This is a genomic window from uncultured Pseudokineococcus sp. (genome assembly GCF_947499845.1).
Lineage (GTDB): Bacteria > Actinomycetota > Actinomycetes > Actinomycetales > Quadrisphaeraceae > Pseudokineococcus.
The window spans coordinates 217904-235314 of record NZ_CANMPM010000004.1; the positions used below are offsets into that span (position 1 = coordinate 217904).

Genomic DNA, 17411 nt, shown 5'->3' on the forward strand with positions numbered 1-17411 from the left:
GACGGCGCCGCTCCCCGCCCGCCGCCGCCGCCGGCGCCGCCGCCCCCGCGCCGCGCCGGGACGGCGACGCGCCTCGCACCCGGGGCACGGCGCTGTCGGTCCTCCGTAGTAGGAAGTGCCCCATGCGCGTCCTCGGCGTCAACGCCGTCTTCCACGACCCCGCTGCCGCCCTCGTCGTCGACGGCGAGGTCGTCGCCGCCGCCGAGGAGGAGCGCTTCAGCCGCCGCAAGCACGGCAAGCGGCCCGTCCCCTTCTCCGCGTGGGAGCTCCCCGAGCTCGCCATGCGCTGGTGCCTGTCCGAGGCCGGCCTCGAGCCGGGCGACCTCGACGCCGTCGCCTACTCCTACGACGCGTCCTGGTGCCGCCCGGCCGAGGAGATGGGCCTGCAGGACCCGTGGGACCACCTGCGCACCACCTACGCCGAGAAGGTCGCCGGCTTCCTCACCACCGCCCTGCCCGGCCTGGACCGTGACAAGGTCGTCCCGGTGCGCCACCACGTGGCCCACGCCGCGTCGGCGGGCCTCGCCGTGGCCGAGGACTCGAGCGTCCTCGTCCTCGACGGCCGCGGCGAGCGCGCCTCGCACCTCGCGGGCCGCTACGTCGACGGGAAGCTCGACGTCCTCACCACCACGGACCTGCCCGACTCGGTGGGCCTCGTCTACGAGTCGCTCACGGAGCACCTGGGCTTCCTGCGCAGCAGCGACGAGTTCAAGGTCATGGCGCTGGCGTCCTACGGCGAGCCGCGCTTCGCCGACGCGCTGCGCGAGCACCTGCACGCCACGGGCGACGGCCGCTACGTCGCGCGCGAGCCCGACTGGACGCGCTTCGCCCCGCGCCGGGTCGACGACGGCACGTGGGGCGGCGCGCACGCCGACCTGGCCGCGTCCGTCCAGCTCCTCGTCGAGGAGCTGCTCGTCGACCTCGCCACCTGGCTGCACGGGCAGACCGGCGACCGGCTGCTGACGATGGCTGGCGGCATCGCCCTCAACTGCGTGGCCAACAGCCGCGTGTGGCGCGAGTCTCCCTTCGAGGAGGTCTGGGTGCAGCCCGCCTCCGGCGACTCGGGCACGGCGCTCGGCGCGGCCCTGCAGGTCAGCGCCGACGCGGGCGTGCGGCCGCGGCCGATGCCGGGCGCCGACCTCGGCCGCTCCTGGTCCGACGACGAGCTGGCGGCGTGGCTGCGCACGGCGCGCGTGCCCTTCACGACGCCGGACGACCTCGCCGGCGAGGTGGCCGACGTCCTGGCCGCCGACGGCGTCGTCGCCTGGTTCGACGGGCGCGCCGAGTTCGGCCCCCGGGCCCTCGGCCGGCGCTCGCTCATGGCCCACCCCGGCCGCGCGGAGAACCTCGAGCGCCTCAACGACGTCAAGGGCCGCGAGCAGTTCCGCCCCGTCGCGCCCATGGTGCTGGCCGAGCGCGCCGAGGAGATCTTCGCCGACGGGCCCTTCCCGAGCCCCTACATGCTCTTCGTGCACACCGTCCGCCCCGAGTGGCGCGAGCGGATCCCCGCGGTCACGCACGTCGACGGCACGGCGCGCATCCAGACGGTCGACGCCGAGCGCACCCCGCACGTCGCGGCTCTGCTCGAGGCCTTCGCCGAGCGCACCGGCCTGCCCGTCGTCGTCAACACGAGCCTCAACACCGCGGGCCGGCCCATGGTGGACGACCCCCGCGACGCGCTCGAGCTCTTCGGGTCCGCGCCCGTCGACGTGCTCGTGCTCGGCCCCCACCTCGTGCGCCGCGCCGACGCCTTCGCCGCGGCGTGACGGCGGCCGTCCCCCCGGCCGACGCCCCGCGCGCGGCAGCGGCGAGCGAGGGCGCCGCGGGAGCCGGCGTCGCCCACGACGTCGTCGTCCCCAGCATCGGACGCCCCAGCCTGCTCGCGCTGCTGCGCAGCCTGGCGGGCCAGGACGGCCCGCCGCCCGCCGAGGTCGTCGTCGTCGACGACCGCCGCGAGCCCGACCCCGGGCTCGAGGCCGACCTCGTGCGCGCCCTCGGGGAGGACCCGGGGGCGCCGCCGTGGCGCCTGCGGGTCGTCCGCAGCCGCGGCCGGGGCCCCGCCGGGGCGCGCAACCTCGGCTGGCGGGTGACGTCCTCGCCCTGGGTGGCCTTCCTCGACGACGACGTCCTCCTGCCGGCCGGCTGGTCGCGCGGGCTGGCCGCGGACCTCGCCGCGGCGGGCGACGACCTCGGCGGCTCCCAGGGGCGCCTCGACGTCCCCCTGCCCGCGGGGCGCCGCCCCACCGACTGGGAGCGGGGCACGAAGGGCCTGGAGACGGCGGCGTGGGCCACGGCCGACATGGCCTACCGGCGCCGGGCCCTGGAGGACGTCGCCGGCTTCGACGAGCGCTTCCCCCGCGCCTACCGCGAGGACGCCGACCTGGCGCTGCGCGTGCGCCGCGCCGGGTGGCGCCTGGAGCGCGGGCGCCGCACGACGACGCACCCGGTGCGCCCCGCCGACGCCCTCGTGAGCCTGCGCGTGCAGGCCGGCAACCGGGACGACGCCACCATGCGCGCCCTCCACGGGCCGCGGTGGCGCGAGGTCGCCGACGTCCCGCGGGGGCGCCTGCGCTGGCACGCGGCCACGTGCGCCGCGGCGCTGCTCGGCGTCGGCGGGCTGCTGGCCGGCCGGCCGCGCGCGGCCGCCGTCGGGACGCTGGCCTGGACGGCGCTCACCGCCGACTTCGCCCGGCGCCGCATCGCCCCGGGCCCGCGCACCGGCGCGGAGGTCCGCGCCATGCTGCTGACGAGCGCCGCCATCCCGCCCGCCGCCGTGCGCCACCGCGTGGTCGGCGAGCGCGCGGCGCGCCGAGGGCTGCCCGCGTGGCCGCCACCGGTGCGGGCCGTGCTCTTCGACCGCGACGACACCCTCGTCCACGACGTGCCCTACAACGGCGACCCGGCCCGCGTGGAGCCGGTCGAGGGCGCGCGTCAGGTCGTCGCCGCCCTGCGGGACGCGGGCGTCGCCACCGGCGTCGTCAGCAACCAGTCCGGCGTCGCGCGCGGGCTCCTCTCCCCCGCCCAGGTCGAGGCGGTCAACGCCCGGGCCGACGAACTCGTCGGCCCGCTGGGCACCTGGCAGTGGTGCCCCCACGGCCCCGAGGACGGCTGCCGCTGCCGCAAGCCCGGCCCGGGCCTCGTCGAGCGGGCCGCCGCGGCCCTGGGCGTGCCGGTCGGCGCGTGCGCCGTCGTCGGCGACATCGGCGCCGACGTCGAGGCCGCCCGTGCAGCCGGGGCGCGCGGCGTGCTCGTGCCGACGGCGCGCACGCTGCGCCGCGAGGTCGAGGACGCGCCCCACGTCGCCGACGACCTCGCGGCCGCCGTGCGGATGCTCGTGCCGGGCGCGCTGGCGTGAGCGGGACCGCCGGCTCGGGGGCCGCCCGCTCCGGTGCCGCCGGCTCGGAGGACGCCGGTTCGGGGGCCGCCGGCTGGGAGCACGACCGGGGCGCGACCCGGCGGGTGCTCGCCGTCCGCCTCGACAGCGACGGCGACGTCCTGCTCACGGGCCCCGCCGTCCTCGCGCTGGGCACGGGGGCCGACGGCGCCCCCCGCGAGGTCGACCTGCTCGTCTCCCCGCAGGGCCGGGCGGCGGCCCACCTGCTGCCGGGGGTCGCGGAGGTCCGGGTCGAGCAGGTGCCGTGGAGCGGGTACGCGCCCGCCGCCGCCGACCCCGCGGCGCTGCAGGCCCTCGTGGCCTGGATGGCCGGGCGGGCGCACGAGGAGGTCGTCGTCTTCACCTCCTTCCACCAGAGCCCGCTGCCCATGGCGCTCCTGGCCCGGCTGGCCGGGGCGCCGCGCGTCGTCGGCACGAGCGAGGACTACCCGGGCTCCCTGCTCGACGTCCGCCACCGCCGCCCGGGCGGTGCCGACGGCAGCGGAGGCGGCCACGAGGTCCTCGCCGCCCTCGACCTCGTGGCGGCCACGGGCCGCGCCGTGCCGAGCCGCCCCCGCCTCGCCGTGCGGACCGACCTCGTCGACGCCGCCGAGCGCGCCCTGCCCGCGCCGCCCAGCGGGGCGCGCGGCCTCGTGGTGCTGCACCCGGGGGCGTCCGTGCCCGCCCGCGCGCCCTCGCCCGCCGTCGCCGCGGACGCCGCGGCCGCGCTCGTCGACGACGGGTGGGCGGTCGCGCTCACCGGCTCCCCCGCCGAGGCCCCGCTCGTCGAGGACGTGCGCGAGCGCGCGTCCCGGGCGGCGGACCCAGGGGCGGGCGGCCGGGCAGAAGGCACAGGGGCGGGCGGCCGGGCAGAAGGCACAGAGGCGGGCGGCCTGCTGGTCGACCTCGCCGGCGCCACGGACCTCGCCGGCCTGGCCGCCCTCCTGCGGCGCGCCGACGCCGTCGTCGTCGGCAACACCGGGCCGGCCCACCTCGCGGCGGCCGTGGGCACGCCGGTCGTCTCGCTCTTCTCCCCCGTCGTGCCCGCCGAGCGCTGGGCGCCGTGGGGGGTGCCCACCGTCCTGCTGGGCGACCAGGGGGCGCCGTGCGCCCTCTCCCGGGCCCGCGAGTGCCCAGTCCCGGGGCACCCGTGCCTGCAGCTGGACGGCCGCAACGTCGTGGAGGCCGTACGGTCGGTCGTCGGCGTCCAGCCCGGTGGCGCCGCAGGATCGGTCGAGCGGGTCGCGGGGTCGAGCGCCGCCGGGACGCGAGGAGGAGCACGCCCGTGAGGGTCCTGCTGTGGCACGTGCACGGCTCGTGGACGACGTCGTTCGTCCAGGGGCGGCACACGTACCTGCTGCCGGTGCTGCCCGGGCGCGGCCCCGACGGGCGCGGCCGCGCCCGCACGTGGCAGTGGCCCGCGTCGGCCGTCGAGGTGACGCCCGAGGAGCTGGCCGCCGCCCCGCCGGACGTCGTCGTCCTCCAGCGCGCCCACGAGGGCGAGCTGCTGCGCCGCTGGACCGGCCTCGTGCCGGGCGTCGACGTCCCCGTCGTCCACCTCGAGCACGACGCCCCCACCGACCACGCCGCGCGCAGCCGCCAGCGGGCGGCCGACGGGCGCGACCTCGTCGTGCACGTGACCGCCTACAACGCGCTCATGTGGGACAACGGCGCGGCGCCGACGACGGTCGTCGAGCACGGCGTCGTCGACCCCGGCGCGCTCGCCACCGGCGAGCGGGCCTCCCTCGGCGTCGTCGTCAACGAGCCGGTGCGGCGCGAGCGCGTGGCCGGCACCGACGTCGTCCTCGACCTCGCGCGGGCCCTGCCCGTCGAGGTGTACGGCATGGGCATGACGGCGCTGGGCGAGCTCGCCGACGCCCGCGGCGTCCCCGCCCTCGGCAGCGCCTCCGGGGCGCTGCACGACGACCTGCCCCAGCACCGCATGCACGCCGAGCTCGGCGCCCACCGCGCCTACCTGCACCCCTACCGGTGGACGAGCCTCGGCATGGCGCTCGTGGAGGCCATGACGATCGGCATGCCCGTGCTCGCCGTCGCCAGCACGGCCGCCGCCGACGCCGTGCCGGCGGCCGGCGGCGTCGTCAGCGCCGACCCGCGGGTCCTCGCCCGGGCGGCCCGCGCGTGGCTCGACGACCCGGCCCGGGCCCGGGAGGCCGGCGCCGCCGCGCGCGAGCACGCCCTCGCCCGCTTCGGGCTCGACCGCTTCCTCGCCGACTGGGACGAGGTCCTCGACGCCGTCGTCGCCGGCGGGCTGCCCGCGGCCGCACGCCGGGAGGTCCTCGCGTGAGGGTCGCGATGGTGTCCGAGCACGCCAGCCCGCTCGCGGCGCTGGGCGGCGTCGACGCCGGCGGGCAGAACGTCCACGTCGCCCACCTGGCCGCGGCGCTGGCGGCGCGCGGGCACGCGGTCGACGTCTACACGCGCCGCGACGCCGTCGACCTGCCCGAGCAGGTCGAGCTCGTCGACGGCGTCACGGTGGTCCACGTCGACGCGGGCCCCCCGGCCGAGGTGCCGAAGGACGCGCTGCTGCCGCACATGGAGGCCTTCGGCCGGCGCCTCGCCGAGCACCTGCTCGAGCAGCCCGCCGACCTCCTGCACGCCCACTTCTGGATGAGCGGGGTGGCCACGCGCGAGGCCGCCCGCTCGGTGGGGCTGCCGTGGGTGCAGACCTTCCACGCCCTCGGGTCGGTGAAGCGGCGCCACCAGGGCGGGGAGGACACGAGCCCGCCCTCGCGCGTGGCCACGGAGACCGAGCTCGCGGCCGAGGCGGACGCCGTCCTCGCCACCTGCCGCGACGAGGTCTCCGAGCTGGCCGACCTGGGCGCCCCGCACGACCGCGTGCGCGTCGTCCCCTGCGGCGTCGACGTCGACCTCTTCACCCCCGAGGGGCCCGTCGGCGGGCCGGAGCGGCGCGAGCCGCACCGCGTCGTCGTCGTGGGCCGGCTCGTGGAGCGCAAGGGCGTCGAGGAGGTCGTGCGGGCGCTGGCCCTCGGGCTGACCTCGGCGCTGGCGCGGACCGAGCTGCTCGTCCTCGGCGGCCCGCCCGCCGACCACCTCGGGATCGACGCGGAGGCCCAGCGGCTGCGGGGCCTGGCCGAGGAGCTCGGCGTCGCGGACCGCACGCACCTCCTGGGGCGCGTGGACCACTCCGACCTCCCCGCGCTCCTGCGCGGGGCGGACGTCGTCGTCGCCACCCCCTGGTACGAGCCCTTCGGCATCGTGCCGCTCGAGGCGATGGCCTGCGGCCGCCCCGTCGTGGGCAGCGCCGTCGGGGGCCTGCTCGACACCGTGGCCGACGGCGTGACCGGCGCCCTCGTGCCCCCGCGAGACGCCGTGGCGCTGGCCGCGGCCCTCGGGCCCCTGCTCGAGGACGCCCCCCGGCGCGAGGCGTGGGGCCGGGCGGCGCGCGAGCGCGCCGTCGCCGGCTTCAGCTGGCGCGAGGTGGCCGCCCGCACCGAGGACGCCTACGAGGGCGTGCTCGCCCGCACCCGCCTGGAGGCCCTGTGAGCGACGAGCCGACCCCCCGCGAGACGACCGGCCGCGAGACGAGCGGCCGCGAGACCAGCGGCCCGGGGCCCGAGCCGGGCCGGGAGGCGGTCGCGCCCGCCGGGCCGCACGAGCACGTGGAGGGCGGCCCGTGGCTGTCCGAGCACGTCGACGAGCTCGTGGCCGCGCTCGGGCGGCTGCGCGCCAGCGCCGACCGCGTGCACCGGTGGGGCGCCGAGCTCGCGGGCGTCCTCGCCGGGGGCGGGCGCCTGCTCGCGGCCGGCAACGGCGGCAGCGCGGCGGAGGCCCAGCACCTGACGGCCGAGCTCGTCGGGCGCTTCGTGGGCGAGCGCCGGCCGCTGTCGGCCATCGCGCTGCACGCCGACTCCTCGAGCACGACGGCCATCGGCAACGACTACGGCGAGCGCGAGGTCTTCGCCCGCCAGGTGCAGGCGCACGGCCGCCCCGGCGACGTCGTCGTCCTGCTGTCGACGTCCGGGCGCAGCCCCAACGTCCTGGAGGCGGCGGCCCGGGCGCGGGCCGGCGGCCTGCGGGTGTGGGCGCTCACCGGCCCCGCCCCGAACCCGCTGGCCGAGCTGGCCGACGAGGTCGTCGCCGTCGACGCCCCCTCGACCTCGGGCGTGCAGGAGGGGCACCTCGTGCTCGTCCACGCGCTGTGCGCCGGCGTCGACGCGGCGCTCGCGGCAGCCGACGCCGGCGCCCAGCGGCCGGTGGCCGTCCCGGGCGCGGCTCCCGCGGCCGTCGACGCCGCCGCGGACCTCGCGGGGTCCGAGGCGTCCGCGGGCCTCGGGTCCGCCCCGGGCCGGGACGCCCTCCCGCACGAGACCCTCGGTGCTGTCGTGGTTGAGCCGGTCGACCAGGAGCCGGTCGACCAGGGCGCCGAGGACGACGTCGAGCCGCCTCGTCGACGCCGCCGGCGGGTCGTCGTCGTCGGCGACGTCGTCCTCGACCGCGACCTCGACGGCGTCGTCGAGCGGGTCGCCCCGGACGCGCCCGTGCCGGTCGTCGACCTGCGGGCGACGACGGAGAGCCCCGGCGGCGCCGGCCTCACCGCCCTGCTCGTGGCCGCCGGGCGCGGCGACGGGCGAACCCCGGCCGGAGCGCCGCGCGGCGCGGAGGACGCAGGCGTGGACGTCGTCCTCGTCGCCCCCGTCGGCGACGACGAGGACGGCGAGCGGCTGAGGGCGGCGCTGGCCGCCGCCGACGGCTCGCTGGAGCTCGTCGCGCTCCCCCACACCGGCGCCACGAGGACGAAGACGCGCGTGCGCGCCGCGGGGCAGTCGCTCGTGCGCGTCGACTCCGGCGGCCCGGGCACGCCCTCGGCGCCCGACCTCGACGAGCTGCGCGCCGTCCTCGCGCGCGCGGACGTCGTCCTCGTGTCGGACTACGGCGCCGGCACGACGCACGACCCCGGCGTGCGCGCGGTGCTCGGCGCGGCCGCCGCGGCGGTCCCGGTGGTCTGGGACCCGCACCCCCGCGGCGGGGAGCCCGTCCACGGCTGCGCGCTCGTGACGCCCAACCTCTCCGAGGCGGCGCGCGTCCTGGGCGGCGCCCCGCGCGCCGACGACGCGGCCGGCGCGCTGGCGCGGCGGTGGGCCGCGCGGGGCGTCGTCGTCACCGCGGGCGAGCGCGGGGCCTTCCTCGGCCTCCCGGGCAGCGAGCCCGTCTACGTGCCGGCACCCCTCGTCGCCGGCGGCGACCCGTGCGGCGCGGGCGACCGCTTCGCCGCCACGGCCGCCCTGGCCCTCGCCGACGGCGCCGTCCTGCCCGAGGCCGTCGTCGACGCCGTCGCCGACGCCTCGGCGTGGGTGGCGGGTGGCGGCGCCTCCGGGTGGCGGGCGCACCGCGCCGCGGCCCCGACGCGCGCCGCGGCGCCCTCCGGCGGGAGCGGGGCGCTCGCGCGGGTGGAGGGCCCGACGGCCGTCGGCGTCCCCGCCGGCAGCGCGTCCGCGGCGGACGCGCGCGCCCTCGTCGCGGGGGTCCGCGCCGCCGGCGGTGTCGTCGTCGCCACGGGCGGGTGCTTCGACGTGCTCCACGCCGGGCACGTGGGCTGCCTCGAGGCGGCGCGCCGGCTCGGCGACGCCCTCGTCGTCCTCGTGAACTCCGACGCGTCCGTGCGCCGCCTCAAGGGCGAGGGCCGTCCGGTCCAGAGCCAGGCCGACCGCGTCCGCGTCCTCGAGGCGCTGGAGGCGGTCGACGCCGTCGCCGTCTTCGACGAGGACGACCCCCGCGAGGCCCTGCGCGTCCTGCAGCCGGACGTGTGGGCCAAGGGCGGGGACTACGGCGCCGCGGGCGCCGACATGCCCGAGGCGCCGCTCGTGCGGGGCTGGGGCGGGCGGGTCGTCCTGCTCCCCTACCTCGACGGGCGCTCGACCACCGAGATCCTCCGCCGCGGGGCCCCCGCGGCGGTCGTCGCAGAGCAGGAGAACCCGTGACCGAGAGCTCCACCCCGACCGACCCGACGACGCCGGCCGACCCGGGCGCCGGGACCGGCCGCACGATCGCCCCGGCCACCGGCCCCGCCGTGGGCCCCGAGGGCGGCATGGCCGGTCAGCGCGAGCTGGGCGTCGTCTACGTCACGGGCGGCTCGTCCGGCCTCGGCGCGGCCGTCGTCGAGGTCGTCACCGCCCTCGGCGGCACCGCCGCCGTCGTCGACCGCGACGCGCCCGCCTCGGGCGCCCCGCACGCCGTCGCCGACGTCTCCGACGCGGCCTCGGTCGAGCGCGCCGTCGCCGAGCTCGTCGAGCAGGTGGGCCCGCCGACGGCCGTCGTCACCGCCGCGGGCACCGACGCCGTCGGCCGCCTCGAGGACGTGCCCGCCGAGCGCTGGGCGCAGGTCGTCGGCGTCAACCTCGTCGGCACGGCCGCCGCGGTGCGCGCGTGCCTGCCCCACCTCAAGGCCTCCCGCGGCGTCGTCGTCACCGTGTCGAGCTCGCTCGGGCTGCGCGCGGCGAGCGACGCGACCGCCTACTGCGCCAGCAAGTTCGGCGTCGTCGGCCTCACCCGCGCCCTCCAGCTCGAGCTGGCCGGCGAGGTCGGCGTGACGATGCTCGTGCCCGCCGGGATGCGCACGAAGTTCTTCGACGGCCGCACCGAGCAGTACAAGCCCGGCCCGGACGCCGACCTCATGGACCCGCGCGTCGTCGCCCACTCCGTGGTCCACGCGCTGCGCCAGCCCGTCGGCACCGAGGTGCGCGAGATGGTCGTCACCGTCTCGACGGAGCCGTCCTGGCCCTGACGCCCGGCCCCGCGCCCGCCGCCCCGACGGCGCCGCCGTCCGGGGCGGCCGGGCCGCGGGTCGTCCTGGCGCTGCGCGCGCTGGGCCTCGGGGACGCCCTCGCGGGCGTCCCCGCCCTGCGCGGGCTGCGGCGGGCGCGTCCCGACCACCTGCTCGTGCTGGCGGGCCCGCCGGGGCCCGGTGAGCTGCTGCGGCGCCGGGGCGTCGTGGACCGAGTGCTGCCCGTGGAGGGCGTGCGCGCCCTCGACGAGGCCGCGGTCGCCGGTGCGCTGCGTGCCTCCCCCGACGTCCTGCCCCCGGGGCGCTGCGTCGACCTCGCCGCCAACCTCCACGGCCGAGGGCCGCAGAGCGCCCGCGCCCTGCGCACCGTGCTCGACGAGCGGGGCACCGCCGGAGCGCTCCTCGTCGGGCACCGCTGCGCTGCAGCCGGTCTCGAGGACGGTCCGGAGTGGGACGGCGACGCGGCGGAGGTCGACCGGTGGGTGCGCCTCGTCGTCGCCGCCGGCGGGCCGTGCTCGGCGGACGACCTCGTGCTGCCCCCCGCGGGCCCCGGGGTCGGCACGGGCGCGGGTCCGCGGGCGGGCGCCGGCGAGGTCTCGGGCGCGGACGGGACCGGGGTGGGCGACGACCTCCGCCGTCTCGCGGGGGCGGTCGTCCTGCACCCGGGCGCCGCGTCGGGCTCACGCCGGTGGCCGGTCGACCGGTGGGCGGCGCTGGCCGCCCGGCTCCTGGCGGACGGCCACCGGGTCGTGCTCACGGGCGCGGGCGCCGAGACGGAGCTCACGGGGGAGGTCGTCCGTCGGACGCGGGCGGCGAGCGCCGGAGCCGCCCGCACCGGAGGGCCCGACGACGACGCGGGACCCCTCGTCGACCTGGCGGGCCGCTGCGACCTCGAGCAGCTGGCCGACCTGGTGGCGCGCGCCCGCGCGCTCGTCTGCGGGGACACGGGCGTGGCGCACCTGGCGACCGCCCTGCGCACGCCCTCGGTGCTCCTGTTCGGGCCGACGTCACCGGCCGCGTGGGGGCCGGCGGTGGACCGGGACCGGCACGCCGTCCTCTGGCCGGCGCCGGACGCGGGCTACCGCGGCGACCCGCACGCCGACGCCGTCGACCCGGTGCTCGCGCGCACCGGGGTGGACGACGTCCTCGCCGCCCTGCGGGCGCTGCCGTCCCGGCCGGCCGCGTGAGCGAGGCGACCGCGGCGCAGCCCCTCGCCGCGGCGAGGGTCGCCTTCACGCCGCCGCTGCACGCGCCGCAGCTGTTCGGCCACCTCGCGGCGACGGCCGTCCCCGGGGTCGAGGCGTGGACCGACGGGGCGCTCGTCCGCAGCCTCGCGCTGCCCGGTGGACCGGGCGTCGTCCGCGTCGCCCCGCCGGGGCCGGACGAGGACGCCGTCGTCGTGGCGCTCCTGAGCGGATCCCCGGCCGACCTGCCCGCGGCGGTGGCCGCCGTCCGCTGGTGGCTCGACCTCGACGTCGACCCGGCCGCCGTCGACCCCGTCCTCGTGCGCGACGCGGCGCTGGCCCCGCTCGTCGCGGCGGGCCCCGGGAGGCGGGTGCCCCGCTCGGCCGGAGCGGCGGAGACGGCCGTGCGGGCCGTGCTCGGCCAGCAGGTGAGCACGGCGGCGGCGCGCACCCACACCGGTCGGCTCGTCGCCGCCCACGGCACGCCGCTCCCGGAGCCGGTGGCGGGCGTCACGCACCTCTTCCCGACGCCGGAGCAGCTCACCGCGGTGGCGGCCGCCGAGCTGGCGCTGCCCCGGACGCGGCAGCGGACCCTCCTCGGCCTCGTCGCCGCCCTGGCCGAGGGGCTGCTCGCGCTGCCGCCCGGCCGACCCGCCGCGCCGGTGCGCGAGGAGCACCTCGCCGCCCTGCGGGCGCTGCCCGGCGTGGGCCCGTGGACGGCCTCGACCGTCGCCCTGCGCGGGCTCGGCGACGACGACGCCTTCCTGCCGGGCGACCTCGGCGCGCTCGCCGCCGCGCGCGACCTCGGCCTGGCCGACGACGCCCGGGCCCTCGAGCGCCGGTCGAGCGCCTGGTCCCCCGTGCGCGGCTACGCCCTGCAGCACCTGTGGGGCGCGCTGCCGCACCCGATCAACGCGCTGCCGGTCGGTCGCTGACCTCGCCCCGGGCCTCCCCGCTCCCGCTGCCGCCGCTCTCCCCCTCGCCGCTCCCCCCGTCACTGCTGCCCCTAACACTGCTGCCGCCCTCGAACCAGCGCGCGACGAGGACGTCGGTCGAGGAGTGGGCGAGGACCGACAGCACGATCGTCAGCGCCACGAGGTGGAAGAGCTCCTGGCTCGCCGGGATGCCCGAGCCGAGCACGAGGAGCCCGTAGACGACGGACGCGAAGCCCTTGGGCCCGAACCAGGCGGCCGCGACCTGCTCGCGCACCGGCAGGCCGGTGCCGAGGAAGGAGGGGAAGAGGGCTACGGGGCGGGCGACGACGATGACCGCCACGGCGAGCACCCAGCCGAGCACGGGGATCTCGCCGAGGAACTGCGGGGAGACGAGCGCCCCGAAGACGAGCAGCGCCGCCAGCTTGAGCAGCTCGGAGACGAGCTCGCCGAACTCCTCGAAGGCCTCGTGGTGGCGCGGCGAGACGGTCGCCGTCGTCACGCCGGCGGCGAAGGCGGCGAGGAAGAGGTTGCCGTGGGTGGCCTGCCCCAGCCCGAGGACCAGCAGGCCGATCGCCACGGCCGTCAGCGGCTGGTAGTCGTGCGAGGCCGCGAAGAAGCGCGTCGCCTCGAGCTTGAGCGCCACGAGCGGGACGACGACGCCGATGGCCAGGCCGACGGCGAGCTCTCCTGCCAGCGTGCCGAGGTCGAGGTCCTCCGCGCCCGAGGCCACGGACAGCAGCACGAGGACGAAGGGCAGGGCGAGGCCGTCGTTGAGGCCGGACTCGACGTTGAGGAGGTGCCGCAGCCGCTGGGGCACCTTCTCGTTGCCGACGAGCGCCGCCGCGAACACCGGGTCCGTCGGGGCGAGGACGGCGCCGAGCAGGAGGGACTCGACCCACGAGAGGTCGGTGAGCAGGTGGGCCAGCACCGCCGTCACGCCGAGGGTGAGCGGCAGCCCGAGGACGAGCGCCCGCCCGGGCAGGCGCCACGCGGACCGCAGGTCCGACCAGCCCGCCCGCATCCCGTCGGAGAAGAGGACGGCGAAGAGCGCCAGCTCGGCGAGGGTCCCGACGACGTCGTCCTCCGGGGCCAGGGGCAGGACGTCGGTCACGCCGCTGCCGAGCAGGAAGCCCGCCGCGAGGAAGAGGACGGCCGTGGACAGCACGGTGCGTCGCGCCAGGTTGGAGAGCAGCACGGCCACGAGCAGGACGGCCGCGAAGGCGACGAGGAGGGCGGTCACGCCCGCCAGGCTGGCGCAGACCCGCCGACCCGGCCCGGTGGCGCCGTCGCGCCGACCCGGGCCGGTGGCGCCGTCGCGGCGGGCCGGCGTGGCGGCGCGGCGGCGCGGCGGCGCGGCGGCGGGTCCGGGTGGCGGCAGGCCCGTGCCCCGGGGCACGGTCGTGCGGTGGGTGGTGACGTGGGCGTGGACGGGGACCGGTCGGCGCGGGCGACGGCGGACGCCGACCGCGACCGCCTGCTCGCGCGCTACCGGGAGCTCGTCCTCGACGTCCTGCCGCGGCGGGGGCGGGCGGAGGGGTGGGCCGTGCAGGTCGACCACTGCGTGGGCCGTGTCGTGCTCGACAACACCCTCGGCGGTGCCTGGCGCACCGTGCTGCCGGCCGGGCGCGGCGCGGCCTACGCGCGCCTGGCGCCCGACGACCTGGCCCGCGCCGTCGTGCTGGCCGAGCGGATGGACGCCGAGGGCGCCGACCTCGTCGCCGAGCTCGACGCCCGCAGCCTCGCCTGGCGCGGCAAGCCCGCCAAGCGGCCCCCGCGCTGAGGGGGGCGAGGACGGCCGCGCCCCGCCGGCGGGTCCGGCACCTGGTCGACGGAGGTGACCGTGCACGGTCCCCCGCGTCGACCAGGTCCGTCGTCAGGAGCCGTGGGGGTCCGTCGCCTCGTCCTCCGGCGCGACGTGCGCCGCCGCCGTCCCCAGGATGGACCGATGGCCTCCCGCGAGACGACGCACGACGACCTCCCCACCGAGCTCGGCGAGGTGGTGGAGCGCCGCCGCCTCGGCGGCGGCGACATCGGCGCCTCGGAGGAGGTGCGGCTGGCCGACGGGCGGCGCCTCTTCGTCAAGCGCTACGCCCGTGAGGACGGCGCGGAGATGGTCGCCTCGGAGGCCGCGGGGCTGCGCTGGCTGGCCGGGGCCGACGGCGGGCCGCCCGTGCCCGAGGTCGTCGCGGCGCAGGGGCAGGTGCTGGCGCTCGAGCTGGTCGACGTCGCCGGGAGCGCGGCGTCCGACGACGAGGGCCTCGAGCGCTTCGGCCGCGAGCTGGCCGCGCTGCACGACGCGGGCGCCGACGCCTTCGGCGCCGTGCCCGGGGGCGCGTCGCCGCACCTGGGGTCGCTGCGGGTGCCCGTGGAGCCGACGTCGTCGTGGCCGGCCTTCTGGGCGCAGCAGCGGGTGCTGCCGCTGGCCCGGCTGGCGACCGACCGCGGGCGGCTCGCGCCGCGCGACCTCGCCGCCGTCGAGGGCGCCGCCGCCCGCGCCGAGGAGGTCATGGGCCCGCCGGAGCCGCCGAGCCGGTGCCACGGGGACCTGTGGTGGGGCAACGTCGTCCGCGCCCGGGACGGCCGCCGGTGGCTGCTCGACCCGTCCGCGCTCGGCGGGCACCGCGAGGCCGACCTCGCGCTCCTCGACCTCTTCGGCGGGCTCCCGCCCCGGCTCGTGGCCGCCTACGAGGAGGCCCACCCCCTCGCCGACGGGTGGGAGGGGCGGGTCGCGCTGCACCAGCTCGTGCCGCTCCTCGTCCACGCCGCGCTCTTCGGCGGCCCGTACGGGCCCGCGGCGGGCGAGGCGGCCCGCACCGGGCTCTGACGGCGACGGCGAGGAGAAGCGGAGGACGGGGAGGACGGGGAGGACGGGGAGGACGGGGAGGACGGGGAGGACGGGGAGGACGGGGAGGCCCGGCGTCAGCCGGTGACGAGGAGGGCGACGCCCCCGACGACGAGGGCCGGCACCACCGTGACGGCGCTCGCGAGGACCGCCGAGCGGCGTCGCAGCGCCAGCAGCGGGATGAGCGCGTCGCCGTCCTGGCTCACGGCGTTGGCCAGCAGCGTCGCGAAGGGCACCGCCCCCGTGAGGTAGAGCGACGTCAGGACGATCTGGACGGCGCAGCCGGGCACGAGCCCGACGAGGGCCCCGACGACGACGCCGGCGACGCCGACGAGCGGCAGCTGCGAGCCGTCGAAGCCGGTGGCGCCCGAGAGCACCTCCCAGCCGACGAAGACGGCGGCCACCCACCCGACGATGACGGACGTCTCGGCGGCGCCGCGGCGCAGCACCTCCGCCGGCGTGCGCACGTCGGCGGCCAGGCGCTCGCGCCCGCCGCGGCGGGCCAGCAGGACGGCGCCGCAGACGAGCGAGCCGAGGACGCCCAGGACGAGCAGCGGGTCGACGCCACCCAGGGCGGCCAGCGGCCCGGTGCGCGCCTGCGCCGCGACGGCGACGGCGGCCGGCACCGACAGCAGGACCACCGCCCAGAAGACCCGGTCCAGCGGCTCCAGCCGCTCGGCGGGTGCCGAAGCTCGGAGCGGGGGCGGCCCGGACGGCGGTGGTGACGCCGTCACGCCGACCGGGCCCGCGCGGAGGGCGAGCCGGCGCCAGGGGCCCCCGCTCGTCGTCGCCGCGGCCCGGCGCACGGCCGGCACGGCCCGCTCGGCGGCGAGGTCCTCCGGCGAGGGACCGAGGCCCACGGCGTCGACGACGTAGCCGGTGACGACGCCGGTCACGAGGAGCACCGCGTGGACGACGAGGGCCGTCACGGGCTCGCCCGCGATGATCACCCACGAGGAGTCGCCCATCGTCGCGACGAGGGCGGCGACGACCGTCCCGAAGGAGACGGACCCGCGCAGGAAGAGGGGGACGACGAGGATCGCCCCGGCGCAGCCGGGCGAGACGCCGAGCAGCGCGCCCACGGCCGGCGCCCAGCGCGCCCGGCGGGCGAGGAGGTCGAGCAGCCGGTCCCCGTGGCGCACCTGCAGCCACCCGAAGGCGGCCACGAGCACGGCCACGGGGACCCCGACCTGGAGGAACGCGTCCGCCAGGGCGGTGGCCAGCCGCTCGAGGAGGGGCACCGCCGGTCAGGCGCCCGCGGGCACCGCTCCGGCGGGCACGCCGCCGGCGCCGTCACGGGACCCCGCCGCGACGGGGCCCGTGCCGCCGTCCGCGAGGGCCTCGCGGAACCACGCGACGGTGCGGGCGAGCCCGTCCTCCCACGCGACCTCCGGCGCCCACCCGAGCGCCTCGGCCGCGAGGCGCGTGTCGGGGCGGCGGACCTGCGGGTCGTCGACCGGGCGCCCGACGAAGGCGAGCTCGGAGGGGGACCCGGTGGCGGCGATGACGTCCTCGGCGATGCGCCGCACGGTCAGCTCGTGCGGGTTGCCGATGTTCAGCGGCCCGGCGTGGCCGGAGGAGGCGAGCAGCAGGATGCCGCGGACGAGGTCGTCGACGTAGCAGACCGAGCGTGTCTGCAGGCCGTCGCCCGCCACCGTGACGGGCTCCCCGGCGAGCGCCTGCCGCACGAAGGTGGGGATGGCCCGACCGTCGTGGGGCCGCATCCGCGGGCCGAAGGTGTTGAAGATCCGCACGATGCCCGTGTCGACGCCGTGAGAGGTGCGGTACGCCGTCGTCAGCGCCTCGGCGTAGCGCTTGGCCTCGTCGTAGACGCCGCGCGGGCCGACGGGGTTGACGTGGCCCCAGTACTCCTCGGGCTGCGGGTGCACCTGCGGGTCGCCGTAGACCTCGGAGGTGGACGCCAGCACGAAGCGGGCGCCCTTGTCCTTCGCGAGCCCGAGGGCGTGCATCGTGCCGATCGAGCCGACCTTGAGCGTCTCGATGGGCAGCTTGAGGTAGTCCACCGGCGAGGCCGGCGACGCGAAGTGCAGGACGAGGTCGACGTCCCCCGGCACGTGCACGTAGTCGGTGATGTCGCACCGCACCAGCCGCAGTCCGGGGTGCTCGACGACGTGCGCGAGGTTGGCCGGCGTCCCGGTGAGGAAGCTGTCGAGGCCCACGACCTCGGTGCCGCGGGAGAGCAGCTCCTCGACGAGGTGGCTGCCGAGGAAGCCGGCCGCCCCGGTGACGACCGCCCGCCGCGGCGGGTCGGGGCGGGTCGTCACCGGGGCGATCGAGGTCAGGTCGCTCACGC

At 79.3% G+C, this 17411-nt stretch carries 14 protein-coding genes; 11 read left to right on the forward strand and 3 right to left on the reverse strand.

The genetic code is table 11. The features are described from left to right. Window positions 1-122: 122 nt before the first annotated feature. The 9 genes from Q0789_RS06010 to Q0789_RS06050 all read left to right on the forward strand — a co-directional run bounded on the left by Q0789_RS06010 (window position 123) and on the right by Q0789_RS06050 (window position 12255). Window positions 123-1766, forward strand: coding sequence for a carbamoyltransferase C-terminal domain-containing protein (locus tag Q0789_RS06010; RefSeq protein ID WP_298803126.1), 1644 nt, complete (start codon window positions 123-125; stop codon window positions 1764-1766). Then, on the forward strand, window positions 1763-3355 hold the full coding sequence (locus Q0789_RS06015) for an HAD-IIIA family hydrolase (protein WP_298803127.1): 1593 nt from the start codon (window positions 1763-1765) through the stop codon (window positions 3353-3355). Before Q0789_RS06010 ends, Q0789_RS06015 begins: the two co-directional genes overlap by 4 nt. Next, window positions 3352-4662, forward strand: a complete 1311-nt coding sequence (locus tag Q0789_RS06020) for a glycosyltransferase family 9 protein (protein ID WP_298803128.1) — start codon at window positions 3352-3354, stop codon at window positions 4660-4662. The genes Q0789_RS06015 and Q0789_RS06020 overlap by 4 nt, the downstream gene beginning before the upstream one ends. Then, a complete protein-coding gene (locus tag Q0789_RS06025; RefSeq protein ID WP_298803130.1) occupies window positions 4659-5678 on the forward strand; it encodes a glycosyltransferase in 1020 nt (339 codons plus the stop codon). Before Q0789_RS06020 ends, Q0789_RS06025 begins: the two co-directional genes overlap by 4 nt. Further along, on the forward strand, window positions 5675-6898 hold the full coding sequence (locus Q0789_RS06030; protein ID WP_298803132.1) for a glycosyltransferase: 1224 nt from the start codon (window positions 5675-5677) through the stop codon (window positions 6896-6898). The genes Q0789_RS06025 and Q0789_RS06030 overlap by 4 nt, the downstream gene beginning before the upstream one ends. Further along, entirely contained in the window at window positions 6895-9333 is a 2439-nt protein-coding gene (locus tag Q0789_RS06035) for a PfkB family carbohydrate kinase (protein WP_298803134.1), read from the forward strand. The genes Q0789_RS06030 and Q0789_RS06035 overlap by 4 nt, the downstream gene beginning before the upstream one ends. 107 nt (window positions 9334-9440) lie before the next feature. After that, window positions 9441-10136, forward strand: a complete 696-nt coding sequence (locus Q0789_RS06040; protein ID WP_366917661.1) for an SDR family oxidoreductase — start codon at window positions 9441-9443, stop codon at window positions 10134-10136. Window positions 10137-10291: 155 nt separating this feature from the next. Next, window positions 10292-11323: a glycosyltransferase family 9 protein gene (locus Q0789_RS06045; RefSeq protein ID WP_298803138.1), complete on the forward strand. Its 1032-nt coding sequence runs from the start codon at window positions 10292-10294 to the stop codon at window positions 11321-11323. Next, window positions 11320-12255, forward strand: a complete 936-nt coding sequence (locus tag Q0789_RS06050) for a DNA-3-methyladenine glycosylase (protein WP_298803140.1) — start codon at window positions 11320-11322, stop codon at window positions 12253-12255. Before Q0789_RS06045 ends, Q0789_RS06050 begins: the two co-directional genes overlap by 4 nt. On the opposite strand, the gene Q0789_RS06055 is transcribed toward Q0789_RS06050, so the two are convergent. Beyond that, window positions 12230-13495: a cation:proton antiporter gene (locus tag Q0789_RS06055; protein WP_298803142.1), complete on the reverse strand. Its 1266-nt coding sequence runs from the start codon at window positions 13493-13495 to the stop codon at window positions 12230-12232. The genes Q0789_RS06050 and Q0789_RS06055 overlap by 26 nt on opposite strands. A gap of 165 nt (window positions 13496-13660) precedes the next feature. On the opposite strand from Q0789_RS06055, the gene Q0789_RS06060 reads away from it, so the two are divergent. Both Q0789_RS06060 and Q0789_RS06065 read left to right on the forward strand, forming a co-directional pair. Continuing rightward, complete coding sequence (locus Q0789_RS06060) at window positions 13661-14035, forward strand: hypothetical protein (RefSeq protein ID WP_298803144.1); 375 nt, start codon at window positions 13661-13663, stop codon at window positions 14033-14035. Window positions 14036-14200: 165 nt separating this feature from the next. Further along, window positions 14201-15079 carry a fructosamine kinase family protein gene (locus Q0789_RS06065; protein ID WP_298803146.1) on the forward strand — a complete coding sequence of 293 codons (879 nt, stop codon included), beginning with the start codon at window positions 14201-14203 and terminating at the stop codon, window positions 15077-15079. A gap of 95 nt (window positions 15080-15174) precedes the next feature. On the opposite strand, the gene Q0789_RS06070 is transcribed toward Q0789_RS06065, so the two are convergent. Then, window positions 15175-16338, reverse strand: a complete 1164-nt coding sequence (locus Q0789_RS06070) for a putative manganese transporter (RefSeq protein WP_298803148.1) — start codon at window positions 16336-16338, stop codon at window positions 15175-15177. A 6-nt stretch (window positions 16339-16344) separates the two neighbouring features. Further along, window positions 16345-17409 carry an NAD-dependent epimerase/dehydratase family protein gene (locus Q0789_RS06075; RefSeq protein ID WP_298803150.1) on the reverse strand — a complete coding sequence of 355 codons (1065 nt, stop codon included), beginning with the start codon at window positions 17407-17409 and terminating at the stop codon, window positions 16345-16347. Window positions 17410-17411 lie beyond the last annotated feature (2 nt).